Source organism: Cupriavidus numazuensis, assembly GCF_905397435.1.
In the GTDB taxonomy this organism is placed as follows: domain Bacteria; phylum Pseudomonadota; class Gammaproteobacteria; order Burkholderiales; family Burkholderiaceae; genus Cupriavidus; species Cupriavidus numazuensis.
This window is the reverse complement of record NZ_CAJPVI010000003.1, coordinates 196,003-222,187: the sequence shown is the minus strand read 5'-3', so window position 1 is coordinate 222,187 and position 26,185 is coordinate 196,003. Positions and strand designations below refer to the sequence as shown.

The 26,185-nt window shown below is 66.0% G+C and carries 21 protein-coding genes; 12 read left to right on the top strand and 9 right to left on the bottom strand.

The features are described from left to right. Positions 1-1,236 (top strand): pseudouridine synthase (locus KHO41_RS04660; protein WP_211952132.1); only part of this gene is annotated, 1,236 nt, incomplete at its 5' end. Positions 1,237-1,335: 99 nt separating this feature from the next. Here KHO41_RS04660 and def read toward each other — a convergent pair. The 4 genes from def to smc all read right to left on the bottom strand — a co-directional run bounded on the left by def (position 1,336) and on the right by smc (position 8,979). Then, positions 1,336-1,869 (bottom strand): peptide deformylase, encoded by a 534-nt coding sequence (gene def / locus KHO41_RS04655; protein ID WP_211952131.1) that lies wholly within the window; start codon positions 1,867-1,869, stop codon positions 1,336-1,338. Continuing rightward, on the bottom strand, positions 1,866-4,001 hold the full coding sequence (gene ligA, locus KHO41_RS04650) for an NAD-dependent DNA ligase LigA (RefSeq protein WP_211952130.1): 2,136 nt from the start codon (positions 3,999-4,001) through the stop codon (positions 1,866-1,868). Before ligA ends, def begins: the two co-directional genes overlap by 4 nt. A gap of 12 nt (positions 4,002-4,013) precedes the next feature. Further along, the gene (locus KHO41_RS04645; RefSeq protein WP_211952129.1) at positions 4,014-5,357 is read right to left on the bottom strand and encodes a cell division protein ZipA C-terminal FtsZ-binding domain-containing protein; all 1,344 of its coding nucleotides are present in this window, start codon (positions 5,355-5,357) and stop codon (positions 4,014-4,016) included. 106 nt (positions 5,358-5,463) lie between these two features. Further along, complete coding sequence (gene smc / locus KHO41_RS04640) at positions 5,464-8,979, bottom strand: chromosome segregation protein SMC (protein ID WP_211952128.1); 3,516 nt, start codon at positions 8,977-8,979, stop codon at positions 5,464-5,466. Positions 8,980-9,388: 409 nt separating this feature from the next. On the opposite strand from smc, the gene KHO41_RS04635 reads away from it, so the two are divergent. Continuing rightward, positions 9,389-10,216, top strand: coding sequence for a ferritin-like domain-containing protein (locus KHO41_RS04635; protein ID WP_211952127.1), 828 nt, complete (start codon positions 9,389-9,391; stop codon positions 10,214-10,216). 11 nt (positions 10,217-10,227) lie between these two features. Here the strand turns inward: KHO41_RS04635 and KHO41_RS04630 are convergent, their stop codons facing one another. Continuing rightward, entirely contained in the window at positions 10,228-11,193 is a 966-nt protein-coding gene (locus KHO41_RS04630; RefSeq protein ID WP_211952126.1) for a DMT family transporter, read from the bottom strand. A gap of 177 nt (positions 11,194-11,370) precedes the next feature. Here KHO41_RS04630 and dapC point away from each other — a divergent pair, with 177 nt between their 5' ends. The 7 genes from dapC to KHO41_RS04595 all read left to right on the top strand — a co-directional run bounded on the left by dapC (position 11,371) and on the right by KHO41_RS04595 (position 17,826). Further along, positions 11,371-12,570, top strand: a complete 1,200-nt coding sequence (gene dapC / locus KHO41_RS04625) for a succinyldiaminopimelate transaminase (protein WP_211952125.1) — start codon at positions 11,371-11,373, stop codon at positions 12,568-12,570. A 126-nt stretch (positions 12,571-12,696) separates the two neighbouring features. Continuing rightward, on the top strand, positions 12,697-13,524 hold the full coding sequence (dapD, locus tag KHO41_RS04620) for a 2,3,4,5-tetrahydropyridine-2,6-dicarboxylate N-succinyltransferase (protein WP_011298055.1): 828 nt from the start codon (positions 12,697-12,699) through the stop codon (positions 13,522-13,524). Between the two features lie 115 nt (positions 13,525-13,639). Continuing rightward, positions 13,640-14,002 carry a hypothetical protein gene (locus tag KHO41_RS04615; protein ID WP_211952124.1) on the top strand — a complete coding sequence of 121 codons (363 nt, stop codon included), beginning with the start codon at positions 13,640-13,642 and terminating at the stop codon, positions 14,000-14,002. 32 nt (positions 14,003-14,034) lie between these two features. After that, positions 14,035-14,382, top strand: a complete 348-nt coding sequence (locus tag KHO41_RS04610) for an ArsC family reductase (protein WP_211952123.1) — start codon at positions 14,035-14,037, stop codon at positions 14,380-14,382. Between the two features lie 16 nt (positions 14,383-14,398). Beyond that, positions 14,399-15,550, top strand: coding sequence for a succinyl-diaminopimelate desuccinylase (gene dapE, locus KHO41_RS04605; RefSeq protein WP_211952122.1), 1,152 nt, complete (start codon positions 14,399-14,401; stop codon positions 15,548-15,550). Between the two features lie 45 nt (positions 15,551-15,595). Next, entirely contained in the window at positions 15,596-16,489 is an 894-nt protein-coding gene (prmB, locus tag KHO41_RS04600) for a 50S ribosomal protein L3 N(5)-glutamine methyltransferase (RefSeq protein WP_211952121.1), read from the top strand. Between the two features lie 86 nt (positions 16,490-16,575). After that, the gene (locus tag KHO41_RS04595; protein WP_211952120.1) at positions 16,576-17,826 is read left to right on the top strand and encodes an MFS transporter; all 1,251 of its coding nucleotides are present in this window, start codon (positions 16,576-16,578) and stop codon (positions 17,824-17,826) included. 152 nt (positions 17,827-17,978) lie between these two features. Here the strand turns inward: KHO41_RS04595 and KHO41_RS04590 are convergent, their stop codons facing one another. Further along, positions 17,979-18,710 (bottom strand): GntR family transcriptional regulator, encoded by a 732-nt coding sequence (locus KHO41_RS04590; protein ID WP_211952119.1) that lies wholly within the window; start codon positions 18,708-18,710, stop codon positions 17,979-17,981. Positions 18,711-18,839: 129 nt separating this feature from the next. On the opposite strand from KHO41_RS04590, the gene pcaB reads away from it, so the two are divergent. The 3 genes from pcaB to KHO41_RS04575 are packed head-to-tail and all read left to right on the top strand — an operon-like array spanning position 18,840 to position 23,090. Continuing rightward, positions 18,840-20,237, top strand: a complete 1,398-nt coding sequence (gene pcaB / locus KHO41_RS04585; protein ID WP_211952118.1) for a 3-carboxy-cis,cis-muconate cycloisomerase — start codon at positions 18,840-18,842, stop codon at positions 20,235-20,237. Positions 20,238-20,264: 27 nt separating this feature from the next. Further along, complete coding sequence (locus KHO41_RS04580) at positions 20,265-21,674, top strand: cation:dicarboxylate symporter family transporter (RefSeq protein WP_211952117.1); 1,410 nt, start codon at positions 20,265-20,267, stop codon at positions 21,672-21,674. 27 nt (positions 21,675-21,701) lie between these two features. Continuing rightward, a complete protein-coding gene (locus tag KHO41_RS04575; protein ID WP_211952116.1) occupies positions 21,702-23,090 on the top strand; it encodes a class II fumarate hydratase in 1,389 nt (462 codons plus the stop codon). Positions 23,091-23,158: 68 nt separating this feature from the next. On the opposite strand, the gene KHO41_RS04570 is transcribed toward KHO41_RS04575, so the two are convergent. The 3 genes from KHO41_RS04570 to KHO41_RS04560 are packed head-to-tail and all read right to left on the bottom strand — an operon-like array spanning position 23,159 to position 26,185. Next, positions 23,159-23,977 carry an enoyl-CoA hydratase gene (locus KHO41_RS04570; protein ID WP_211952115.1) on the bottom strand — a complete coding sequence of 273 codons (819 nt, stop codon included), beginning with the start codon at positions 23,975-23,977 and terminating at the stop codon, positions 23,159-23,161. Between the two features lie 22 nt (positions 23,978-23,999). After that, entirely contained in the window at positions 24,000-25,418 is a 1,419-nt protein-coding gene (locus tag KHO41_RS04565; RefSeq protein WP_211952114.1) for an aldehyde dehydrogenase family protein, read from the bottom strand. Continuing rightward, positions 25,415-26,185, bottom strand: coding sequence for an enoyl-CoA hydratase/isomerase family protein (locus KHO41_RS04560; protein ID WP_211952113.1), 771 nt, complete (start codon positions 26,183-26,185; stop codon positions 25,415-25,417). The genes KHO41_RS04565 and KHO41_RS04560 overlap by 4 nt, the downstream gene beginning before the upstream one ends.

Here is a 26,185-nt window from a genome sequence, read left to right as displayed (position 1 = left end):
GGCGAACAGCCGCAGCGCCGCTTCCGCGATGACGAATCGCGTCCGCGTCGTTTCGGCGACGATGAGGCACGCCCCCGCCGCTTCAGCGACGACAACCGTCCGCAGCGTCCACGACGCCCCGAAGGTGGCGAACAGCCGCAGCGCCGCTTCCGCGATGACGAATCGCGTCCGCGTCGTTTCGGCGACGATGAGGCACGCCCCCGCCGCTTCAGCGACGACAACCGTCCGCAGCGTCCGCGACGTGCCGAAGGCGGCGAACAACCGCAGCGCCGCTTCCGCGATGACGAGTCGCGTCCGCGCCGTTTCGGCGATGACGACCGCCAGCGTCGCGCACCGGACGCCGGTGCACGCCGAGGCGATGCACCGGCCCGACGCTTCAGTGACACCGCCGACCGCGCGCGCCCGGTCCGTGCCGAAAGGCAACCAGCCCATTCCAGCGGCGACTCCCCTGAGACCAGCCACGACGATGGCCTGGTCCGCCTGTCCAAGCGCATGTCCGAACTGGGCCTGTGCTCGCGTCGCGAAGCCGACGAATGGATTCCGCGCGGCTGGGTAATCGTCGACGGCAAGCCTGTGACCGAACTCGGCTCGCGCGTGCGTGCCGATGCCAATATCGAGATCCACCAGGCCGCGCGTTCCGAACAAGGCGAGCGTGTCACGGTACTGCTGCACAAGCCCATGGGCTATGTCTCCGGCCAGGCCGAAGACGGCTACGAGCCCGCGGCCGTGCTGTTCACGGCGGAGAACCAGTGGTCGGAAGACCCCACGCGCAAGCGCTTCGCGCCGTGGCAGCGCAAGAGCCTGGCGCCTGCCGGCCGTCTCGATATCGACTCCACCGGCCTGCTTGTGCTGACGCAGGATGGCCGCGTGGCGCGCGCCCTGATCGGCGAAGACTCCAACGTCGAGAAGGAATACCTGGTGCGCGTGCAGTGGCACTCGCCGGACGGCGTGGTCGAGCGTAATGTCAGCGAGGTCTTCCCTGCTGACAAGCTCGAACTGCTGCGCCATGGCCTGTCGCTCGACGGCGTGGTCCTGAAGCCGGCCAAGGTGAGCTGGCAGAACGAAGAGCAACTGCGTTTCGTGCTGCGCGAAGGCCGCAAGCGCCAGATCCGCCGCATGTGCGAACAGGTCGGCCTGGAGGTGGTTGGCCTCAAGCGCGTGCGCATGGGCCGCATCGTGCTGGGCGACCTGCCGCCGGGGCAGTGGCGCTTCCTCGGGCCGTTCGAGAAATTCTGAGGACTGGCATCGCATCGCCGGCGGACTCGCCGCCGGTGACGCAGCAATAGAAACGGGGCGCCAGTTGGCGCCCCGTTTCTATTGTGACCCTGTCACGCTTCAGTCATCGCTGTTCGGCGGCAATTCCGGAAACAGTACCTCGGTAAAGCCGAAGCGCGTGAAGTCGCGCACACGCATGGGATACAGGATCCCTTGCAGGTGATCGCACTCATGCTGCACCACACGCGCATGGAAGCCATCGGCGACGCGGTCGATGCTGCCGCCCATCAGGTCATAGCCGCTATATCTCAGGCGCGTATGGCGCGGCACCACGCCGCGCAAGCCGGGCACCGACAGGCAGCCTTCCCAGCCATCCTCGAGCTCGTCGGACAGCATTTCGAGCACCGGGTTGATCAGCACCGTTTTCGGCACCTTCGGCGCGTCCGGATAGCGCGGGTTGCGGTCGAATCCGAAAATCACCACCTGCAGATCCACGCCGATCTGCGGCGCCGCCAGGCCCGCGCCGTTGGCGTGGTCCATGGTGTCGAACATGTCTTCGATCAGCGTGCGCAGTTCGGGCGTATTGAAGCGCTCCACCGGCCGCGCTTGCTGCAGCAGGCGCGCGTCGCCCATCTTGAGAATCTCGCGGATCATGACTGTTCCCCCGGTTGGCCCGCGCCGGCCGATTCCAGCAGCGCCAGCATTCCTGCTTCATCGAGCACCGGTACGCCCAGCGCCTCGGCCTTGTCGAGCTTGCTGCCAGCTTCGGCGCCGGCCACGACGTAGTCTGTCTTCTTCGATACAGAGCCTGCGACCTTGGCGCCCGCGCCCTCCAGCATTTCCTTGGCTGCCTCGCGCGACAGGCTCGGCAGCGTTCCGGTCAGCACGAAAGTCTTGCCTGCCAGCGGCGCTGGCGCCCGCGCGACGGGCTCGCTTTCCGCCCAGTGTACGCCTGCGGCGCGCAACTGCTCGATGACCTCGACATTGTGCGGCTCGCCGAAGAAATTGACGATCGACTGCGCCACCACGGGACCTACGTCGTTGACTTCGAGCAGCGCGGCCTCGTCGGCCACCATCAGCCCGTCGAGCTTGCCGAAATGCCGCGCCAGGTCCTTGGCCGTGGCCTCGCCCACATGCCGGATGCCCAGCGAGAAGATGAAACGGTTGAACGTGGTGCTGCGCGAAGCTTCAATGGCCGCCACGAGGTTACCCGCCGACTTGTCCGCCATGCGGTCCAATGCGGCCAGCTTGGCGACACCGAGCTTGTAGAGATCGGCCGGCGTGCGCACGATGCCCTGATCGACCAGCTGCTCGACGACCTTGTCGCCAAGGCCTTCGATATCCATGGCGCGGCGTTGCGCGAAATGCAGCAGCGCCTGCTTGCGCTGCGCCGCGCAGATCAGGCCGCCCGTGCAGCGCGCAATGGCTTCGTCTTCCAGCCGCTCGATATGCGAGCCGCATACCGGGCAGGCGGTCGGCATCACGAACGCACGCGCATCGTCGGGGCGGCGCTCCAGCACCACGGCGACAACCTCCGGAATGACGTCGCCAGCACGGCGTACGATTACGGTGTCGCCGATATGCACGTCCTTGCGGCGCACCTCGTCCTCGTTGTGCAGCGTGGCGTTGGTCACGGTCACGCCGCCGACGAACACAGGCTGCAGGCGCGCCACGGGCGTGATCGCGCCCGTGCGTCCGACCTGCACTTCGATGTCCTCGACGATGGTGGTCATCTCCTGCGCCGGGAACTTGTGCGCGAGCGCAAAGCGCGGCGCGCGCGACACGAAGCCGAGCTGTTCCTGTTCTGCCAGCGCGTTGACCTTGTAGACCACGCCGTCGATGTCATACGGCAACTGGTCACGCTTCTCGCCCACCTTGCGGTAGAAATCGAGCAGGCCTTGCGCCCCCTTCACCACCGCGCGCTCGTTGCATACGGGCAGGCCCATGGTGGCAAAGCCATCGAGCATCGCACTATGGGTAGCCGGACGTTCAATGCCCTGCAATTCACCGAGGCCGTAAGCGAAGAACGACAACGGACGCTTCGCGGTGATGCGCGGATCGAGCTGCCGCAGGCTGCCGGCCGCGGCATTGCGCGGATTGACGAAGGTCTTTTCGCCGGCTTCGGCCTGGCGCGCATTGAGCTTGTCGAAATCGCGGCGGTACATGAAGACTTCGCCGCGCACCTCGAGCACCGCGGGCGCCGTGCCGCGCAGCTTCAGCGGAATCGCCTTGATGGTGCGCACATTGACGGTCACGTCTTCACCCGTTTCGCCGTCGCCGCGCGTGGCAGCCTGCACCAGGCGGCCATCCTCATAACGCAGCGACATGGCCAGGCCGTCGAACTTCAGCTCGCACGCGTATTCCACGGCGTCCGCGGCGCTGAACAGGTCCTGCTCGCCGCCTGCTGCAGCGCTGCGACCCAGTCCTTGCGCGCAGCGTCGGTCAAAACCGGCTACGTCCTCGTCGGCGAAGCCGTTGTTGAGCGACAGCATCGGCACGCGGTGGCGTACCGTATCGAACGCCGACAGTGGGGCTCCGCCGACCCGCTGCGTCGGCGAATCCGGCGTCAGCAGTTCGGGGTGCTCGGCTTCCAGTGCCTGCAGTTCGGTGAAGAGCGCGTCGTACTCGGCATCCGGGATGGTCGGGGCGTCGAGCACGTAATACTGGTAGTTGTGGCGGTCCAGCTCGTCGCGCAGCCATTGCACGCGTTCCGCGGCAGCTGCGGGCGGCAAGCCGCCGACCGGCGCGGAGGCATCGGCCTGCGCACCACGATGGGTTGCGTTCATGACAGGCTCCCGCTAGACGCTGAACAACCGTGCCGCCACCGGCGATCCGGCAGGCATCCCGCGCGTTTCCAGCTTCTGGTAGAGAGCCTCGAGCTGGTTGAAGATCGCCACGAACGACGCCTCGGTCAACGGCCGCATATTGTCGTCGACCAGTTGCGCACCCATGCGCTGGGCCAGCGAGTTGCCGTATTCGCAGACGGTCTTGAACGGCTTGCCGGCCTGGTCTGCCTGCGGCACATCCAGCAGCAGCGTGATCTGGCCACCGCCCTTGACGGTCAGGTCATCGCGCAGGAAGTTGGTGTCGCCGAACTGCAGCGCGAACAGCGGGCGCTGCACCCCTTCTGCATTGGCGTGGTAGCGGATGAAACGCGTCCCGTCGCGCGACAGCACCAGCCCGTCCTGCGTCGCCACGCTCTGCACGTAGGCGGCCGACCACGGCGCACCATCGGAGATCACGTTGACGCCGAGCTGCACGTCGCTGCTTGCCGCGAACGCGTCGAGTTCACGCGCGTTGGCCACGGTCTCGCCCATGTCCGGCAGTTCGGCCGAGGCATCCAGCGATTCCGCCAGCGCTTCGACGGCGTTCACGAACTCCGAAAACTCCAGCGCGTTGAGCGGGCCGCTGCGGTTGGCAAGTTGCACGGCCACCTGCAGGTCTTCGTACTGGTGGCCGGCCGTCACGGGTTCCCACGCGTTGGCTTCCACGCGCAGGCCTTCGATATGGATCTGCTTGGTGCCGGCGCGGCGCAGCCGGCCGGTCAGCGGCAGGATACGGTCGCCCGAGGCCTTGCGCTCCAGGTGCAGCGGCACGATGCAGTCGATCAACGGGTCGACCGTGGCCGGCATCGGCTGCCCCTCGGCGACTACCGGCTCGGGCTGCCTGGCCTGCTTGATGGGTTGCACCACGGCTTCGGCCTTGCTTTCGGCCTCTGCTTCGGATTCGGCTTCCGCTTCGGGTTCCGCGTCCGGTTCTGCCTCGGCAACTGCCGATTCAGATTGCATGGTCGCCAATGCGACCTCTTCGGCCACGACATCGTCAGCGTCCGCCGAGCTCGCGGCAGCCGTTGCGGCAGCCGCAGCGACGTCATGCTGTGCCGGGCGCGTAGCCGGCGTCAGCGTCGGCTCACGCCGCTCGACGTGTTCCGGGGCAGGCGGCTCATGCAGTTTGGCGGATACTTCCGGCGTGGTGGACTGGCCAACCACAGGCTCGCGCATCGGCGGCAGGTCGTCTTCGGGACGCAGTTCGCGCGGACGGCGCGCCTTGCGGATCTGCCACTGGTTGTAGCCGAACAGCAGCGCAAGGAAAACGAGACCGGCAACGATCAGTGCCGTCTGCAAATCCATGTTGAAACTCATGCTGCAATCTCCGAGGAGTTAACGTGAATCACAGCATCGTTGTGTCGATTGCGCGCAGCATTCGCGGACGTGCGCCGCCCCGCTGCGCGGGGCCCCTGCTTACTGCTCATGCTGCCTCCGCCATCGACACCGCCGCATCCATATCCACCGCCACAATGCGCGACACGCCCTGCTCCTGCATGGTCACGCCGATCAGCTGGTGCGCCATTTCCATGGCGATCTTGTTGTGCGAAATGAAGACGAACTGCGTCTTGCTCGACATGCGGGCCACCATATTGGCGTAGCGCTCCGTATTGGCGTCATCGAGCGGGGCGTCCACCTCGTCCAGCAGGCAGAACGGGGCCGGATTGAGCTGGAACATCGCAAACACCAGCGCAATCGCGGTCAGCGCCTTTTCGCCGCCCGACAACAAATGAATGGTTGAGTTCTTCTTGCCCGGCGGCTGCGCCATGACCTGCACGCCGGCATCGAGGATTTCCTCGCCGGTCATGATCAGGCGCGCCTGGCCGCCACCGAACAGCGACGGGAACAGCTCGCCGAAATGGTAGTTGACCTGGTCGAACGTGCCCTGCAAAAGCGCGCGGGTTTCCTGGTCGATCTTGGCGATGGCGTCTTCCAGCGTGGTGATCGCATCGTTCAGGTCGGCCGACTGGGCGTCCAGGAAGGTCTTGCGTTCGCGCGCCGCCGCCAGTTCGTCGAGCGCGGCCATGTTGACCGGGCCGAGTGCGTTGATGGCGTTGTTGATGCGCGTGACCTCACCCTGCAGGTACGACGGCTTGAGGTCGCCGGTCAGCTTTTCGGTCAGCGCGACTTCGTCGACTTGCGCGGTCGTCAACTGCTCGCTGAACTGCTCCTGGTTCAGGCGCGCGGCCTGTTCCTTGAGCTGGCTCTCCGTGATGCGGTCGCGCAGCGGCTGCAGGCTGCGTTCGGCAGCCAGGCGCTGTTCGTCGTGCTGGCGCAATTGCGCGGACAGCGCGTCGAGTTCGATACGCGCGGCACCGAGCTTCTCTTCCTTCTCGGCACGGCGTTCCAGTGCGTCCTGCAGGCCGGTGTGAGCCGTCTGCTCGTTGATCGTTTCCAGTTCCGCGCGCGCGTTCTCGAGCGATTCCGCGACGCGCTCGGCCTGGTCGCTTGCCACCTGGATATTGCGATGCAGTTCGTCGATGCGGCTGGCCAGGTTGCGTTCGCCAAACACGGCCTCCTGCGCCGCGCGTTCGAGGTCGCGCAACTGGTGCCGCGCCGACGACAGCTTGCTGTCGAGCGCTTCGAATGCCATCTGCTGGTCTTCGTGCGTGGCCTGCATCTCGGCCAGCGCCGAATCGTGCTGCTCGAAACTCGCTTCGGATTCGGCGCGGATCGCGCGCTGCTCTTCGATCTGCGCATGGATCTCGTCGAGTTCCTCGCGGATCTGGCCGCTGCGCGCGGCGTAGCGTTCCATCGCCTGCGACAGCTTGAGTACATCCATCTGCAAGGCGTGCACGCGGCGCGTGGCCTGCTCGGCGCGCGTGCGCGCATCGGCCAGCGACTGGCTCGACTGCGTGTACGCGGCTTCGGCACGCACGGCCTGGCTCTTGGCTTCGTCCGACAGCAGCATCTGCGCACGCGCCTGCTTTTGCAGATTCTCGATTTCCTGCTCGCGGGCCAGCATGCCGGCCTGCTCGGAATCGGCGGCGTAGATCTGGATCGCGTTGCGGCCAATCAGATGCCCTTCGGCCACCACGAACGACGCACCGTCCGGCAGCGTGTTGCGCGCGGCCAGTGCCTGCGTCATGTCCGTGGCGGTGTAGATATCGGCCAGCCAGTCCTGCATCACCGCGCGGATGCCCGGCTCGGTGATCTGCACGAGCGACATCAGCGGCCGCAAGCCAGCGGGAGTTTCGACCGGCCTCGCTGCGGGCGGCGGTGTATAGAACGCCAGCTTCGCCGGCGGCGCGTCCGACAGGAACGCCTTGACCCAATCCAGGTTCGACACTTCAAGCGCGGCGAGCTTCTCGCGCAGCACCGATTCCAGCGCGTTTTCCCAGCCCGGCTCGATATGGACCTTCTTCCACAGGCGCGGCAGCTCGGCCAGCCCATGCTTGGCCAGCCACGGCTGCACCTTGCCGTCGGTCTGTACGTTTTCCTGCAACTGCTTCAGCGCGGACAAGCGCGCTTCCAGCGCGGCGATCGCGGCGGCTTCGCTCTGTACGCGCTCCTGCGCGGCACGGCGCTCGCCATCGAGGCGCGGCACGCTTTCCTCGGCGTCAGAGAGGATGGCCTGCGCTTCGTCGAGCACCGCTTCCTGCTCGGCCAGTTCCGCGCGGGCCTGCTCCAGGCGCGTCTCGTCTGGTCGGTCGAGCCCTTTTTCCTCGCCGGACAGGCGTTCACGGCGCTGTTCCAGCTGCTGCAGCATCTGGTCGGCGCTGCGCTGCTGCGCGGCTTCGAGCTTGAGCGACTGCTCGGCCTGCATGATGCCGGCACGCTGCTCGTTGAGCAGTTGCTGGGCGTCACGCCACTGAGCCTCGAGCGTAGGCAGCTCGTCATTCTTCTGGGCCACCGCCTCCTGCGCTTCCACGGTGCGCCCTTCGGACACGGCGAGGTTTTCCTCGGCCTGCGCCAGTTCGTCGCTGGCCTGTTCCGACTTGCCCTGCCACTGCTCGCGCTGCGCGGTCAGTGCGGCAATCTGCGCCTGCACGCGGTTGCGCGATTCCACCACGTAGCGGATCTCGGCTTCCAGCTTGCTGACTTCGGCATTGGCCTCATACAGCGCACCCTGCGCGTTGTGCATGCCGTCAGACGCCGCATAGTGCGCCACGCGCATGGTTTCGAGCTCGGCCTCGACATGGCGCAGTTGCGCCGTCTGGGCTTCCAGGTCGATCTGGGCCTGCTCGATGGCACGCTGGTGCCGCTCCTGCTCGATCTGGGCCTCGCGCTTGCGCAACAGCCACAGCAGGTGCTGCTTTTCTTCGCCATCAGCCTGCAGCGTCTTGAAACGCTGCGCGACTTCGGCCTGCCCTTCGAGCTTTTCGAGGTTCGCGCCGAGCTCACGCAGGATGTCTTCCACGCGGGTCAGGTTCTCGCGCGTATCGGACAGCCGGTTTTCGGTCTCGCGGCGGCGTTCCTTGTACTTCGATACGCCGGCCGCTTCTTCCAGGAAGATCCGCATATCATCGGGCTTGGCCTCGATGATGCGCGAGATCATGCCCTGGCCGATGATCGCGTAGGCGCGCGGGCCCAGGCCGGTACCCAGGAAGATGTCCTGGATGTCGCGGCGGCGTACCGGCTGGTTGTTGATGTAATAGGACGAGGTGCCGTCGCGCGTCAGCACGCGTTTGACGGCCACTTCGGCATATTGGCTCCACTGGCCGGCGGCACGGCCTTCGGCATTGTCGAACACCAGTTCGACGCTGGCCCGGCCGGCCTGCTTGCGGGCCGTGGAACCGTTGAAGATGACGTCCTGCATGGACTCACCACGCAACTCGGACGCACGTGACTCGCCCAGCACCCAGCGGACTGCATCGATGATGTTGGATTTACCGCAGCCGTTGGGACCTACGATGCCCACGAGTTGGCCGGGCACCTGGAAATTGGTCGGATCGACGAATGATTTGAAGCCCGCCAGCTTGATCGAAGATAGTCGCACGGTTGTCGTGTGGTATCGGCGCTGATGGCAGCGCGCGCAGCATTAGAGCGTTCAGGAATGAGCGGCGCACGCGGACGGGCGGACGCGGCGTGTCGCCGGCGCCCCTTCTCGCCCCCCGTGCCCGAGAATTGGCGGTAATCATACCATCGCGGGAAGCCCTTCCGGCCGCTCCGGCAGTGGGTTCCCCGGCATTTTTCCGGCCCGCTTTCCCTTTGGCAGCAGCCATTTACGAGCGTTTCTGCAAGCACTTTTGCAGTGGGTGCGCTGCCGCTTTCCTGAGGCGGTTATGTAACGGCCGGGAAACTAACTAGGGTAAATGCTAGTCTCTCTGACATGCCAGCGTGACGCCAGATGCTCTCAGGGGGCCACCGTCCGGCGTGGCATGCGGCCCTTTTTCGGAGGATCAAGCATGACCCAGTCGTCAACGGCAACTCTGCCGTGGTCTGTCAGCGAGATTGATTTCCGGGCGATCGAGTCCGAACGCGTGCGGGATAACCGCGATCTGTTCTACCTGCTGGTGTCGGCATCATTCATCGAAAGCGGATCCGACACCTACGCCGGCAACCTTGCCACCTATTACGCCAGGGTGCCGGAGGCGGCCGGATGGCTGGCCGACCACTGGGAAGCCGAAGAACTGCAGCATGGGCTGGCGCTGCGGCGCTATGTCGAGCATGTCTGGCCGGAGTTCGACTGGGAGCGCGGCTACGAACGATTCTTCCGGGAATACAGCGCAACCTGCTCGATCGACCAGTTCGAACCCACCGAGGCACTGGAAATGGCCGCCCGGTGCGTCGTGGAAACGGGCACGGCAGCCTATTACCGGGCGCTGGAGCTTGCCAGCGACGAACCGGTGCTGCGCGCCCTGACGCGACGCATCGCCAATGACGAGGTGCGGCATTACAAGCACTTCTACCGCTTCTTCAATCGGTTCGCGGAGTCCGAGCAAGTCGGCCGCGCCAGGGTGCTGGGTGCCCTTGCGCGCCGGCTACTAGAGATCAAGAACGAGGATGCCGCCATCGCGCTGCGCAATGTCCTGCGCATGGAGCGCGGGCAGGAAGACATCCCCGACCACGAAGTGACGGCGCTCAACTCACGCGTCAGCGCCGTGATTCGCCGTCATCTTCCCGTCGAAATGACCGTGAAGATGCTGCTGCGCCCGCTGCACCTGCACAGCACCGTGGAACGCGCCGTGCGCAAGCCGCTGGTGGCCGTGGTGTCGCGGGTCATGCTGCACTGACCCGCGCCGGATCAGGCGACGGCTTCGGCGCCGCCTGTCACGGCTTCCGGTTTGACGCGGCTCCGATGGACCAGGCCCGACAGTGCGCCGGCGGCAACGATGCAAAGGCCGCCCGCGGCCTCCTTCCAGCTCAGCGTTTCGGTCGCCAGCCACCACGAAGACACCGCGGCCACCACGATCTCGAACAGCATCAGCAGCGACACGCGGTTCGCCGGCAGGCGCTGCAGGCCATACTGGACCACCGAATTGCTCAGCACGAGCACGGCTGCGAGCGCCGCCACCAGCGCCGCGGCGGCCGCATCCATACCAGGGACGATCGCCGCCGATTGCGCATCGAGCAGCAGTGCGCAAGGCACGCCGACCACCGTACAGCCGAGGTAGACCACCACGGTCCGCAGGCGCGCATCCATATCGGGAAACTGCTGTCCGGCACGGCGCGACAGTACGTTGTTGACGGCGAAACCCATGCCGCCGATCAGTCCTGACCATTCCGCCGCGCTGCCCGGCAGCGGCACGCCAACCTCTGGCGTCCAGAGCATCAGCCCGGCCCCCGACAACGCCAGCGCAACCAGCCCCAGGCCGGGCGCCGACAGCCGCTCACCGAGGAACAACCTTGCGAACAGCGCGGTCCAGACCGGGGTCAGATAGAACAGCAGCAGCACGCGCATGACATGCCCGTTCACGCTGCCCCAGACAAAACCCGCATTCGTGACGCCGGCCGCCAAGCCGATGGCCACAAACAGCCAGGACGCACGCATACCGCGCAGGCGCTTGCGGAAAGCCAGCAGCGAAATGACGGCTGCAGCACAGCTCACAAGCGCGGCCGCACTCATGCCGCCCAGGCCCCAGCCGGCCAGTACGCGGTAAGGAAACCATGCAATGCCCCAAACCGAGGCACCGATCAGAATGGAAAGCGACGACTTGACCGAATGGCGGTCAGCGGCGCCATGTTGCGCCGCAATATTATTTTTGGTCATTTGGAAATGATTACGCGAAGGCCCGACAGCCGGGGAATCGCACGTAGCCACAGCCGGCATCACATGCCAATGATGCCCGGCATCCGCACACCGGATGCGCCGCGCGGGCCGCGCCCACGCACGGGATACCGTGCCGTTCCTTTATAATGCTGGGTTTCAACCGGCCCCATCCAGAACGTGAATCCGCGCCTCGACCTGCTCCAGCCCTACCCCTTCGAGAAACTGCGCGTGCTGTTCGCGGAGGTGAAGCCTGCCGACAAGCCGGCAATCAGTTTCGGCATCGGCGAGCCCAAGCACCCCACGCCCGAGTTCATCAAGAAGGCGCTGGCCGAGTCACTGTCGGGGCTGGCGAATTATCCCACAACGGCTGGTTCCGATGCACTACGACAGTGCATCGCCACCTGGCTGGAGCGCCGCTACGGATTGCCGAAGGTCAATGCTGCGACCGAAGTGCTGCCGGTGACCGGCTCGCGCGAAGCGCTGTTCGCCTTCGCCCAGACCGTGGTCGATGGCACGCGCCCCGGCGCGCTGGTGCTGTGCCCGAACCCGTTCTACCAAATCTATGAAGGCGCCGCGCTGCTGGCAGGCGCCACGCCAGTGTTCGCGAACAGCGATCCGGCCCGCAACTTCGCCCCGGCATTCGACCGTATTGCCGACGATGTCTGGAAGAACGTCCAGCTGCTCTTTGTCTGCTCTCCCGGCAACCCGACCGGCGCGGTGCTGTCGCTGGAAGACTGGAAGCAACTGTTCGCGCTGTCGGACAAGTATGGTTTCGTGATCGCCTCCGACGAGTGCTACTCGGAGATCTACTTCGACGAGAGCCGTGCGCCGCTCGGTGCGCTGGAAGCCGCCCACAAGCTGGGCCGCGGTTTCGAGCGGCTGGTGATGTTCTCGAGCCTGTCCAAGCGTTCCAACGTCCCGGGCCTGCGTTCCGGCTTCGTCGCCGGCGATGCCGCGCTGCTCAAGAAATTCCTGCTATACCGTACCTACCACGGCGGCGCGATGAACCCGGCCGTGCAGACCGCCAGCATCGCCGCCTGGAACGACGAAGCCCACGTGCGCGACAACCGCGCCGCCTACGTGCGCAAGTTCAGCGAAGTCACGCCGATGCTCGCCGAGGTGCTGGACGTGGCACTGCCCGATGCCGGTTTCTACCTGTGGGCCGATGTGTCGCGCACCGGCCTGAACGATGTCGAGTTCGCCGCGCAGCTGCTGGCCGCGCAGAACGTCACCGTGCTGCCGGGCAGCTACCTGGCGCGCGAAGCCGATGGCATCAACCCCGGCGCGAACCGCGTGCGCATGGCGCTCGTGGCCACGCCGGAGGAATGCCTGGAAGGCGCGCGGCGGATTGTGGAATTCTGCAAGTCGCTGGGCTGAGGGACATCGTCTCAGCCACTGGTTTGCTCCCCTCTCCCGCTGAGGGGAGAGAGAGAAAACAATTGGGCCAGTCCACCGGATCGCCAGACCGAAAGTTTCAACCATTCAACACCTGAGAACACGAACATGACGCAAGCTCTGCAAGCCCTGATCGACCAGGCCTGGGAAGACCGCACCAGCCTGTCGCCGAAGTCCGCCCCCGCCGATATCCGCGAGGCTGTCGCCAACGTCATCGGCCAGCTCGACGCCGGTACGCTGCGCGTGGCCGAGAAGCAAGGCAAGGACTGGATCGTCAACCAGTGGGTCAAGAAGGCCGTGCTGCTGTCGTTCCGCCTGGAAGACAACGCGCCGATGAGCGCCGGCGGTTTCGCCCAGTTCTACGACAAGGTGCCGACCAAGTTCGCCAACTGGAGCGGCGACGACTTCGCCAAGGCCGGCTTCCGCGTGGTGCCGCCCGCCGTGGCGCGCCGTGGTTCGTTCATCGCCAAGAACGCGGTGCTGATGCCGTCGTACGTGAACATCGGCGCCTATGTCGATGAAGGCACCATGGTCGACACCTGGGCCACGGTCGGTTCGTGCGCGCAGATCGGCAAGAACGTCCACCTGTCGGGCGGCGTGGGCATCGGCGGCGTGCTGGAGCCGCTGCAGGCCAACCCGGTCATCATCGAAGACAACTGCTTCATCGGCGCACGTTCGGAAGTCGTGGAAGGCGTGATCGTCGAAGAAAACTCGGTCATCTCGATGGGCGTGTACCTCGGCCAGTCGACCAAGATCTACGATCGCGAAACCGGCGAGATCCACTATGGCCGCGTGCCGGCGGGCTCGGTCGTGGTCGCGGGCAACCTGCCGTCCAAGGACGGCAAGTACAGCCTGTACTGTGCCGTGATCGTCAAGAAGGTCGACGCGCAGACCCGCGCCAAGACCAGCCTGAACGACCTGCTGCGCGGCGACTGATCGCCCGCGGCCGGCCCGGCCTGACGCGCCGCCTTGCGCGGTGCGGCCAGCCGGGCCACCCCCTGCATCACCCCGCCTCACCGTCCGCGACGTGCCCTCCCTCCGCAAGCGACTCATGGCCCTGGACCCCACCACCGTCAGCACTGTCCTCTCCCTCCTGCCCACGATCCTCGAACAGGCCAACAAGACCATCGACAAGATCAAGAAAGGCAGGCGCAAGGATGACGCTGCAGAAGGTGCCGGCGCGCCAGAAACGCGCGACCCTGCCGCGCGCATCGCTGAACTGGAAACGGCCGCGATGCAGCAGGCTGAGGCCGTCAAGCTGCTCGCCGAGCAGCACGCCATCACCATCGATGCGTTGCGCAAGGAAGCCGCGCGGCTGGACCGCCGCCTGCGCCTGATGACAGCCGTGGCGATGGCAGGCGTGGCACTGGGCCTCGGCGGCCTGGTGATCGCACTGAATCTGCTTTTCCGCTGAACCCTCAACCGCAGCACAAGACCCGACAAGCCATGACCGTCCTGCTCTACGGCATCCCGAACTGCGACACCGTCAAGAAGGCCCGCACCTGGCTGGACGCCAACGGCGTCGCCTACACGTTCCACGATTTCAAGAAGCAAGGCGTCGATGAATCGATGCTGCGCGGCTGGCTCAAGCACGTGCCGCTGTCGACGCTGCTCAACCGCAAGGGCACCACGTGGCGCGCATTGTCCGACGCCGACAAGGCCCGTGCCGAGCAGGAAGCCGGCGCCATCGCGCTGATGCAGCAAAGCCCGTCGCTGATCAAGCGCCCGGTGCTCGCGCACAACGGCCAGGTCTCCGTGGGTTTCTCCGCCGACCAGTACGCCAGCCAGTTCTGAATTTTTTCGTCCTCCCATGACCGCCACCCTTGCCCTCACCGAAGACCTGATCCGCCGCCGCTCCGTCACGCCCGCGGACGAAGGCTGCCAGGCCGTGCTGGAAACGCGCCTGAAGGCGCTCGGCTTCACCTGCGAAGCCATCGTCAGCGGCCCCGACGATTTCCGCGTGACCAACCTGTGGGCCGTGAAGCGCGGCACGCAAGGCACGGACGGCAAGCTGCTGGCCTTCGCCGGCCACACCGACGTGGTGCCGACCGGCCCGCTCGAACAATGGAACTCCGACCCGTTCGAGCCGACGCACCGTGACGGCCGCCTGTTCGGCCGCGGCGCGGCCGACATGAAGACGTCGATCGCCGGCTTTGTCGTGGCGGTCGAGGAGTTCGTCAAGACGCATCCGGCGCATGCGGGCTCCATCGCGTTCCTGATCACCAGCGACGAGGAAGGCCCGGCGCACGACGGCACCATCAAGGTCGTCGAAGCGCTGAAGGCGCGCGGCGAACGCCTGGACTACTGTGTGATCGGCGAACCCACATCGGTCGACACGCTCGGCGACATGGTCAAGAACGGCCGCCGCGGCTCGCTGTCGGGCAAGCTCGTCGTCAAGGGTGTGCAGTGCCATATCGCCTACCCGCACCTGGGCCGCAACCCGATCCACGAAGCCGCGCCCGCGCTGGCCGAACTGGCCGCCGAGTTGTGGGACCAGGGCAACGAGTACTTCCCGCCCACGAGCTGGCAGATGTCGAACATCCACGGCGGCACCGGCGCGACCAACGTGATCCCCGGTCACGTCACGATCGACTTCAACTTCCGCTTTTCGACGGCAAGCACGCCGGAAGGCCTGAAGTCGCGCGTGCATGCGATCCTGGACAAGCACAAGCTCGAATACACGCTGGACTGGACGCTCGGCGGCGAACCGTTCCTGACGCCGCGTGGCGACCTGTCCGATGCGCTGTCGGCCGCCATCGAGGCCGAGACGGGCGTCAAGACCGAACTGTCGACCACGGGCGGCACCTCCGATGGCCGCTTCATCGCCAAGATCTGCCCGCAGGTGATCGAGTTCGGCCCGCCCAACGCGACCATCCACAAGATCGACGAGAACGTCGAAGTCCGCTTTATCGAACCGCTCAAGAACGTCTACCGCGGCGTGCTCGAACGGCTGCTTGCCTGATCGCCTGCCGATCGCTCCCCCCATCGACCACAGGACTCCACGACCATGGCAACCCCCTCCCCGCTGCGCACCGTGCGCGACCTGCTGCGCCTGGCGGTGTCGCGCTTCACTGCGGCGCGCCTCTCGTTCGGCCACGGCAGCGCCAATGCCTATGACGAAGCCGCCTACCTGGTGCTGCATACGCTGAACCTGCCGCTCGACACGCTCGACCCGTTCCTCGATGCACGCCTGCTGCCCGAGGAAATCGACGCAGTGATGCGCGTCATCGACCGCCGCGTCAACGAACGCGTGCCGGCCGCCTACATCACGCACGAGGCCTATATGCACGGCCTGCGCTTCTACGTCGATTCGCGCGTGATCGTGCCGCGCAGCTTCGTTGGCGAGCTGCTGCAGGAAGGGCTGGAGCCGTGGATCGGTGAAACCAGCCAAGTTGGCCCGGTGCTGGAGCTTTGCACGGGTTCCGGCTGCCTGCCGATCATTGCGGCCCATGTCTGGCCCAATGCGCAGATCGATACCGTCGACATCTCGCCCGACGCGCTCGCCGTGGCGCGCCGCAACGTGGCCGACTACAAGATGCAGGACCGCATCCACCTGTTCGAGGGCGACCTGTACGCGCCGCTGCCGGCAGGGGCCACGTACGATGTGATCCTGACCAACCCGCCGTACGTCAACGAATCGTCGATGCAGGCGCTGCCGCCCGAATACCTGGCCGAGCCGCGCATTGCGCTGGCCGGCGGTGACGACGGCATGGACGTGGTGCGCCGGATCATCGCCGGCGCCAAGGCACGGCTGAACCCGGGTGGCGTGCTGGTGGTGGAAATCGGCAACGAGCACGCCAATGTGGAAGCGGCGTTCCCGAACCTGGAAATCGTCTGGCTGCCCGTGAGCGCGGGCGATGAGCAGGTATTCCTGCTGACCTACGACGCTCTGCCCGGTTAAGCGGCAACCCGCAGTACGGGGCGCCGCACACTGCCGCGCCCCGAGTTGACTGAAGTCCTGAATCTGCAGCACCCATAACAAGAACAATGACCGGAGACGACCTCCAGGCCCTGCCCCACGGCGGCGCCGCTTCCTCCCGGGATGCCGCAACACGCGGCATCGCCATCCTGACCTTTGCCTTCGCGCTCAGCCAGTTCTTCCGCTCCTGCCTGGCGGTAATGGCACCGGAACTGCAGCACGATTTCGGCCTGTCGCCAGCCGGCTTCGGCGCCCTGTCCTCCTCCTTCTTCCTCGCCTTTGCCGTGGCGCAGATTCCGGTCGGGATTGCCTTCGACCGCTATGGCGTCGGCAGGCCGACAGCGTGGCTGCTGGCGGTCGGCGCGGTCTCGTCGATCGTGTTCGTCGCGGCGCCAAACGGTGCGATCGCCACGCTGTCGCAGGTTGGCCTCGGACTGGCCTGCGCGCCGGTATTCATGGGACTGCTGCATTTCGCATCCGAACAGCTCTCCGAGCGCGACTACACGCGCGTGGTCAGCAAATCGAACGCCATGGGCATGATCGGCGCGCTGTGCGCGACGGCGCCGCTGGGCTGGGCAACGGAACTGGTCGGGTGGCGCATGTCCATGTCCATGTCGGCGCTCGGCATGGTTGCCGCTGCATGGGGCGTCTGGCGCTTCGTGCGTGATACCGGCCATGCCGAGGCACGCAGCGCCTCGTGGCCGTCCATGCTGTCGCAAAGCGTCCGTCTGCTGGGCCTGGTGCCGCTGTGGACGCTGATCCCGCTTTGCGTGGCCATGGCTGCCGGCACGGCATTCCGCAATGCCTGGAGTGGCCCGTATCTGGCCGATGTCTATGGACTCAGCTCGGGTTCTCGCGGCGTGGCGCTCACGCTGCTGAGCGTGGCTGGCTTCCTCACGGCATTTCTGCTGCCGGTGCTGGTGCGGCGTAGCACGCTCAAGACGGCAATTCTCGCGTGGTCGTGTGTATCGATGTCCGGAGCCGTGATGCTGACCGTGTGGCCCGATTCCGGCGTGGTGAGCGGCGTCGCGATGATGGCGCTGCTGTCGACCATCGGCATGCTGCATCCGCTGGTCATGGCGCAGGGTCGTGGACTGATTCCGCCGTCGAAGCGCGGGCGTGGACTTGGCCTGCTCAATACGTTCGTGTTTCTTGGCTCTGCGCTGACCTCGTGGGGGTATGGGCTGATTGCCAATATGGGGCATGTGCAGCGCTGGGGAGAGCCCGCTACGTATGCGGCGATTTTCCTGTCGGCGGCGGTGTTGGTGGCGGCAGCACTGGTGCCATATTTCTTTAGCCCGGCTCAGGGCAACCATTGAATCGGGTGCGGCTTCCCGCCTAGTCATCCTCGCAAATCGGCGTCCTCATCTGGAACGGATCTGAGTCTGGCGACGGCTGCGTGGACGGCTCGATTTGTAGCGAGCGATGCATTCATCGGCCAACACGGCCCCAACACAGCCCCAACTGGCCTTTACCCCGCAGATCGCTTCAGCCGCATCGACAACGAGAAGCTGTCAGCGGGGTGCACGGTCACGGAATATTCGAACGCTTCACCGGCGGCATCCAGGTAGCGGCGCGAAATTTTCAGCACGGCTGCGCCATGTTCTAGCCCGAGCCCCTTTTCGACGCGCTCGTCCGAGAGCGTCGAGGCGCGCACGTCCTGCTCGATTTCGGCAATCTGGCGACCATAGCGCGATTCGATCAGGGTGCTGACCAACTCCGTCGAGTTGCGCACCCTCTCGCCGATGTCCTTGTATGCCGGATCGATATAGATATCCGTCCAGGCCATCGGGGCGTCGGCAAGGCCCTCATCCACGCGAATGCTGGAGATGCGCAGCAAAGGCGTGCCTTCGGCGCAGCCGATCTCGCGCGCCAGGTCGCCCGGCACCTTGACCGTTTCCACCGATTGCACGTGGCGCGAGTGTTCGACGCCGAACTGGACGAGATCGTCCACCGAGGCAAGCGTGGGCCGGAACCGGGCCTGCGGCCGCGACGCCTCCACGCGCGTGCCCACATTCTTGCGGCGCGACACCAGCCCCTGGTCCTGCAATGCCTGCAGCACGGCACGGATCGTGTACCGGCTGGCGTTGAACTGCTCGCATAACTCGAATTCCGTGGGCAGCAGCGAGCCGACCGCGAAGCGCCCGCTGGCAATCCCGTCAAGAAGTTGTCTGGCGATCTCCGCCGAGTTGGTTTTGCTCATCTGGTTCGACAACATCACTTTTCAATCGAATCGGGTAAACCCTCATTTCGAAAATATGTTCGAACATATTTAATGCTCGATATGTTCGAACATATTAGTCAACCCGACCTCCCATCGCAAGGTAGCACCATGACTCTCTACGCCACCCCCGCGTCCACCCCAGTGTCCATTCCCGCCGCCAGCACCGTTGTGGACTCCGCCCTGTTCCGCGACGCGTTCGGCACGAACAAGATGCGCCAGATCTTCTCCGACGGCGCGCTCGTGCAGCGCTACATCGACGTCGAGATCGCACTGGCGAAGGCCGAGGCGCGTGTTGGCGTGATCCCGGCCGAAGCCGCCGAGGTCATCGCAAGCGAGTCGCGCATCGAGCGCATCGACTTCGACCACATGCGCGAGGAGACCGACATCGTCGGCTATCCGATCCTGCCGCTGGTGCACCAGCTCGTGAACATGTGCGGCGACGCCGGCCGCTACGTGCACTGGGGGGCGACCACGCAGGACATCATGGACACCGCCGTCGCCCTCCAGGTGCGCGACGCGCTCGACAGCATCGACGCCGACATCCGCGAACTGCGTGGCATTCTCGCCGATTTGTCGACGAAGCACCGCAATACCCCGATGGCCGGCCGCACCCATCTGCAACAGGCGCTGCCGGTGACCTTCGGCTACAAGACCGCGATCTGGCTGGCCATGTTCGACCGTCACCAGCAGCGCATTGCCGAGCTGCGCCCGCGCGTGGCGGTGGTGGAATTCGCCGGCGCGGCCGGCACGCTGGCATCGGTCGGCGAGAAAGGCTTCGCCATCCAGCAGGCGCTGGCCGAGGAATTGGGCCTGGGCGTGCCGGCCACCACCTGGCACGTGGCGCGCGACGGCTTCGCCGAGGCAGTCAACCTGCTCGCGCTCGTCACCGGCTCGCTCGGAAAGATCGCGCTCGACATCATGATCATGGCCTCGACGGAGTTCGCCGAGGTCTACGAGCCGTTCGTCAAGGGCCGCGGCGCCAGCAGCACGATGCCGCAGAAGCGCAACCCGATCTCCAGTGAACTGATGCTCGCCGCCTCGAAGGCGGTGCGCCAGCACGCCGGCCTGATGGTCGACGCGATGGTACAGGACTTCGAGCGCGCCACCGGCCCGTGGCACGCCGAGTGGATCGCCATTCCGGAGAGCTTCATCCTGACATCCGGCGCGCTGCACCAGGCGAAGTTCGCACTGGGCGGACTGATCGTCGACACCGCCCGCATGCAGCACAACCTCGGCATCTCCAAGGGCCTGATTGTGGCCGAGGCGGTGATGATGGGCATGGCACCGCATATCGGCCGCCAGCGGGCGCACGATGTGGTGTACGACGCCTGCCGCACCGTCAACGAAGCCGGCGGCACGCTGGCCGACGCTCTCTGCGCCCTGCCCGCCGTCACGCAGCATTTCGACCGGGCGGCCATCGAGCGCCTGTGCGACCCGGTGAACTATCTCGGCCTCGCCCCACAGATGGTCGATCGCGCCATCGAACTCTCGAAACAGGTGGCCTGAGCACAGGTCCAGGTGGAGGAAGACATCATGCAAAACCAGACCATCCAGACCCCCGCAGCGCCGCCAGCCGCTCCCCGGCTTCCCTGGTATCGAAAGCTCGGCATGCAGGTGCTCATCTCGCTGATCCTCGGCATTGCCGTCGGCTTCGCGTTCCCGGCGTTCGCCGCGAAGCTGAAGCTGCTGGGCGACATGTTCCTGTCGCTTATCAAGGCCGGCGTGGCGCCCCTTGTGTTCCTGACCATCGTGCACGGCATTGCCTCGGCGGGCGATGTGAAAAGCGCCGGGCGCGTGGGCTGGCGCTCGATCCTCTACTTCGAGGTGATCTCGACCATCGCGCTGGTGGTTGGCATGCTCGCCGGCAACCTGCTGGAGATCGGCAAGGGCATGGCTCACGTCACGGGCAGTGCCGCAACGCCGACCGCCAAGGCGGCAGCGCCGCAGGGCTTCCTTGAATTCATGATGCACATCGTGCCCGACAACTTCGTCGGCGCGTTCGCCAAGGGCGAACTGCTGCAGGTGGTGGTGCTCGCGGTCATGGTCGGCATCGGCATCCTCGCCATTCCCGAGACGCGCCGCGCAAAGATCAATGACGGTCTCGACACCATTTCCGAAGTCCTGTTCTCCTTCATCAACCTCGTGATGAAGCTGGCGCCGATCGGCACCTTTGGCGCGGTGGCCTACTCGGTGGGCAGCAACGGCGCCGCCGTACTGGTTGCGCTGGCGCAATTCGTGCTGAGCTTCTACGCGGTGGTGGTGCTGTTCATCGCCGTCGTGCTCGGCATCGTGGCAAAGGTAGCGGGCTTCAGCTTGTGGCGCTTCCTGCGGTTCATCAAGGACGAGATCCTGATCGTGCTTGGCACGGCATCGTCGGAAAGCGCGCTGCCGCGCCTGCTGATCAAGCTGCAGCGGCTGGGCTGCGCCAAGCAGACCGTCGGCCTGGTGCTGCCTACCGGCTACGCCTTCAACCTTGACGGCACGTCGCTCTTCATGGCGATGGGCGTGATGTTCATCTCCCATGCCTATGGGGTTCCGCTGACGCTGGACCACCAGCTCGGCATCCTGCTGCTGATGCTGCTGACGTCGAAGGGCGCGGCCACGGTATCGGGCGGCTCGTTCGTGGTGTTCGCGGCGACTGTTACGTCGACAGGGGTGCTGCCAGTGGAAGGGCTGGCCGTGATCTTCGGCGTCTACCGCTTCCTGTCCATGGCCATCTCGACCTGCAACACCATCGGCAACAGCGTGGCGACGGTGGTCGTGGCGAAGTGGTCGGGCACGTTCGATGCCGAAACCGCGAAGCGCCACCTGTATCCCGAGCGCTATCCCGACATGGCTGCGGCCGACGCCGCGCTCGACGACGGCAACCTGCTGGGAGACGACGCCAATGCGGGCAATCCGCACTCCTCCGGCATCCCGATGCAGCGTACGACGACTGCCTGACCGGAACGACCTTCGCTGGACTCAACCATGACAACGTACCGCACGGAGCATGACGCCTTCGGCCCGGTGGACATTCCCGCCGACCGCTATTGGGGCGCCCAGACACAGCGCGCGCTGGCCGTGTTCGAGGTCGGGCAGGAACGCTTCCCCGACTGCCTCATCCACGCCTTCGGCCTGCACAAGATGGCCGCCGCCCGCGCCAATATGCGCTGCGGCGTGCTCAATGCCCGGATCGGCGAAGCCATCGTCGCCGCCGCGGAAGAGCTGCGCTGCGGCCGGTTCGACGAGCACTTCCCGCTGACCATCTGGCAGACCGGCTCAGGCACGCAGACCAACATGAATGCCAACGAGGTGATCGCGAACCGGGCCAACGAACGGCTGGGGCAGCCGCGTGGCACAAAGTCGCCCGTCCATCCGAACGACCATGTGAACGCCTCTCAGTCGTCCAACGACAGCTTTCCGTCGGTCATGCACATGACGGCCGCCATCGAACTGGAAGACCGGCTGGTGCCGGCCCTCGGCCGCCTGCGCGACAGTCTGCACGAACGCGCCAGCGCCTTCGCCGACGTGCTGAAGATTGCCCGCACGCACCTGATGGACGCGGTCCCCACCACTCTGGGTCGTGCCTTCGAGGGCTTCACAGCCCAGGTCGACAACGCGCTGGCACGTCTTCACGACACGATGCCCCGCCTGCTCGTGCTCCCGCAGGGTGGCACGGCTGCCGGAACCGGCCTGAACGCCCCGTCGGGCTTCGATCTGGCCTTCTGCGAGGAGGCAAGCCAACTGAGCGGCCTTGCATTCCGCCCGAATCCCTGCAAGGTCGAGGGCATGGCCGCGCACGACGCATTGCTTGAACTCTCTGGCGTACTTAACGTGATCGCCGCCTCGTTCACCAAGATCGCCAACGACTTGCGCTGGATGGGCTCCGGCCCGAACTCCGGCCTCGGTGAACTGCTGCTGCCGGAAGACGGACTGACGTCGTCGATCATGCCGGGCAAGCGCAATCCGACCATTGCCGAGGTCATGGTGCAGGCGGCGATGCAGGTGACGGGCAACCATGTGACCGTGACGATGGCCGCTGCGTCCGGCAGCTTCGAGCTGAACGTCGCCAAGCCAGTACTGGTGTACAACGTCCTGCAATCGATCCGGCTGCTGGCAGACAGCGCGAACATCGTGGCCACCCGCCTTATCCCCGGCCTCCAGCCGGCCGGAGAACGGCTGGCCCGCGACCTGCAAAGTCCCCTGCTTGCCGTAACGGCCCTGAACCCCACGCTGGGATACGACAAGGCTGCCTCCATCACCCGCCATGCGACGGGTCGCGGGATCACGCCGCGGGACGCGGCGATCGAGCTTGGACTACTGGATGGGGAGACGTTCGACAGGCTCGTGGATCTGCGGCGCATGGCGGGGAGATGACGGCGCAGCGATTCGGAGCGGCGCTCGCAAGATAGCGGTTCGGGCGAGCCCTGTCGCTTCCCTTGCCATCATCTCCCGCTGAACCGGGGCGGACGGCGTTCGATGAAATGCGCCACGCCTTCGGTAAAGTCCTCGCTCTGAATGCTGTCGAACATTTCCGCATTGGCCATCTGGGTGGCTTCCGCCAGCGTCTGGAACGGTTGCGCCCAGAGCTGGCGCTTCATCACGCCGATGGAACGCGGAGAGACGTTTTCGGCCAGGTCCTCGGCATAGGCCAACGTATGCGCCATCAGGTCATCGGCCTCGCACACGCGATCCACCAGCCCCATGCGCAAGGCTTCTTCCGCCGGTACCTTGCGCGCGGAGTACAGCAGGTCTGCCGCATGCCCCGGCCCCACCACACGCGGCAGCAGCCACGAGATCCCATGCTCGGCAATCAGGCCGCGCCGTGCAAAGGCCGTGCTGAAGGCCGCCTTGTCGCTGGCGAAGCGCATATCGCTGTATAGCGCGAACACCAGTCCAAGGCCGGCAGCCGCCCCGTTGATGGCAGCAATCACGGGCTTGCGCATGGCCGGAAAGTAGCCGTAGCGGGTCTGGTAGTCGGCGCGGCGGTTCATGTCGTACGGCCGCATCCACTGGGCAGCACGGATGTCGCCAGGGGGCAGGACCTCAAGTTCGTTGATGTCCATGCCGGCGCAGAAGCCCTTGCCTGCGCCGGTCAGCACCACGACGCGGATGGTGTCGTCGCGGTCCGCGGCCTCCATGGCTTCGCGCAGTTCGGCCTCCATGACCTTGGTCAGCGCATTGAGTTTGTCCGGCCGGTTCATGGTCACGATGGCGACGTGCTCGTTCCGGCCCGAGCGGGTCACTGAAATCTGCTGATACATGCTGGATATCCTGAAGTTTGACTTAGCGGGGAAACTGGATGGCGCGCGGTTCCAGGAACTCTTCGAGCCCATAGACACCGCCTTCGCGGCCAACGCCGGACATGCCGAAGCCGCCGAACGGGGCCGCCGCGTTGAATCGTGCGCCGTTGACATCGACCTGCCCGGCGCGCAGCGCATTGGCCACGGCCTCGCCACTGGCTTCGTCGACCGCCCAGACCGAAGCAGCCAGGCCATAGCGCGTGCCGTTGGCCAGCGCTATGGCGTCCTCGACGGTCTCATAGCAAAGCACCGCCAGGACCGGCCCGAAGACCTCCTCGTTGGCAAGCCGGCTGTCCGGCGCCACGTTCCCGTAGATGGTGGGCGCGACGAAGTAGCCGTGCTCCGGCACCGGCGCATCGGGGCCGCCTGCAATGCGGTCGAATCCGCCCTGCTCGGCTTCGGCGATATGCGCCAGCACGCGTTCGCGCTGCAGGGCCGACAGCAACGGGCCGATGCGCGTGGACGCGTCGGCCGGATCGCCCATGCGCATGCCGGCCACAGCCTCGGCCAGCAATGCGCGGCAGGCCGGATAGTCTTCCCGCGACACGATCAGGCGCGTGATAGCGCTGCATGTCTGTCCCGAGTTGAGAAAGCACGAAGCCACAGTGGCCTTGACGGCGCGTGCGAGGTCCGCGCCGGGCAGCACCATGGCTGCCGACTTCCCGCCCAGCTCCATCGACACCCGCTTCATGTCGCCCGCCGCCAGCGCCGCCACCTTGCGGCCCACGGCCGTCGAACCGGTAAACGACACCATGTGGACATCAGGGTGCGTGACCAGCGCGTGACCCACCTCGGCATCGCCCAGCACGATGTTGAGCACACCCGGCGGCAGGCCGGCCCGTTCGCAGGCGGCCATCAGACCGGCCGAGGCGGCGGGCGCCAGTTCCGACGGCTTCAGTACCACCGTGCAACCGGCCAGCAATGCCGGCGCAAGCTTGCCCGTGATCTGGTGCAGCGGATAGTTCCACGGCGTGATCGCCGCCACCACGCCCACCGGCACCTGCGTGACACGCGAGTTGCCCACCTCGCTGACGAAGGAGAAGGTATCGGCCAGCGCGGCCGTCGCGCGCCACGCGGCAATCGGGGCCTCTACCTGGATACGTTGCGACAGTTTCAGCGGCATGCCGACTTCGCGCGAGATGCCGTGCGCCAGGTCCTGCCCCATGCTTTCCAGCGCGTCTGCCACCGCGCGCAGCAGCGCCGCGCGTGCGTCCACCCCCATCTGTTGCCAACCCGGCAGCGCCAGCCGCGCCGCCTCGACGGCCTCATCGACATCTCCGGCATTGCCGAGATGGACCTCACCGAGCGGTGCTTCGGTGGCTGCATCGTGAATACGAACGGTGCGCCCTTCGCGCACGGCCCGTCGCGCGCCGTTGATGAGATGCTCGTTCCACTGGATCATTGCGACTCCCTTGCATTCCGTTTGCTGAGAAATTCAGCCATCACGCGTTGCGGCTCGCCGTCCGCATAGCATTCGAGCTGCGCGCGGATGCCCGCCACGCATGCGTCGTCGAACCCGGGCTGCGTCATTGCCCGCAGCCGTTGCTTCGACAGCCTGACCGATGTCGGCGGCAAGGCGGCCAGCGACCGGGCACGCGCCAGCGCGGCGCCCATCAGTTCCGCCTCGCCATGCAAGGCGGTTACCAGCCCGATCTCGTAGGCCCGCTGCCCTGATACCAGTTCGCCCGACAACGACATCTGCACGTTGTGCGTATGCCCGACGTGCAGCGTCATCAGGTATGAGCCGACGATGCTGGCCAGGCCGGCCTTGACCTCGGGCTGGCCCCAGCGGCTGTCCGCCGTCGTCAGGCGCCAGTCCGCACACAGCGCAAGCTGGAATCCCGCGCCGGCGGCCACGCCCCGCACCGCGGCCACGCAGGGCTTGTCCAGATCGCGCACGGACTGGTACATGGCCCGCTGGCGGTTCAGCCACGGCACGATCTGCTGCCACGTCACCGCAGCCGCTTCATCAAGATCCTGTCCGGCACAGAAGGCGCGCTCGCCGGCCCCGGCAAGCACCAGGGCGCGCACGGCCGGATCGGCGTTGAGCCGGGCCAGCGCATCGATCAGCGCACCGCGCAGCGCATCGTTGACGGCATTCATGCGCGCGGGACGATTCAGCGTGACGATGGCCACGTCGCCATCGCGTTCCACAAGTACGGGTTCCAT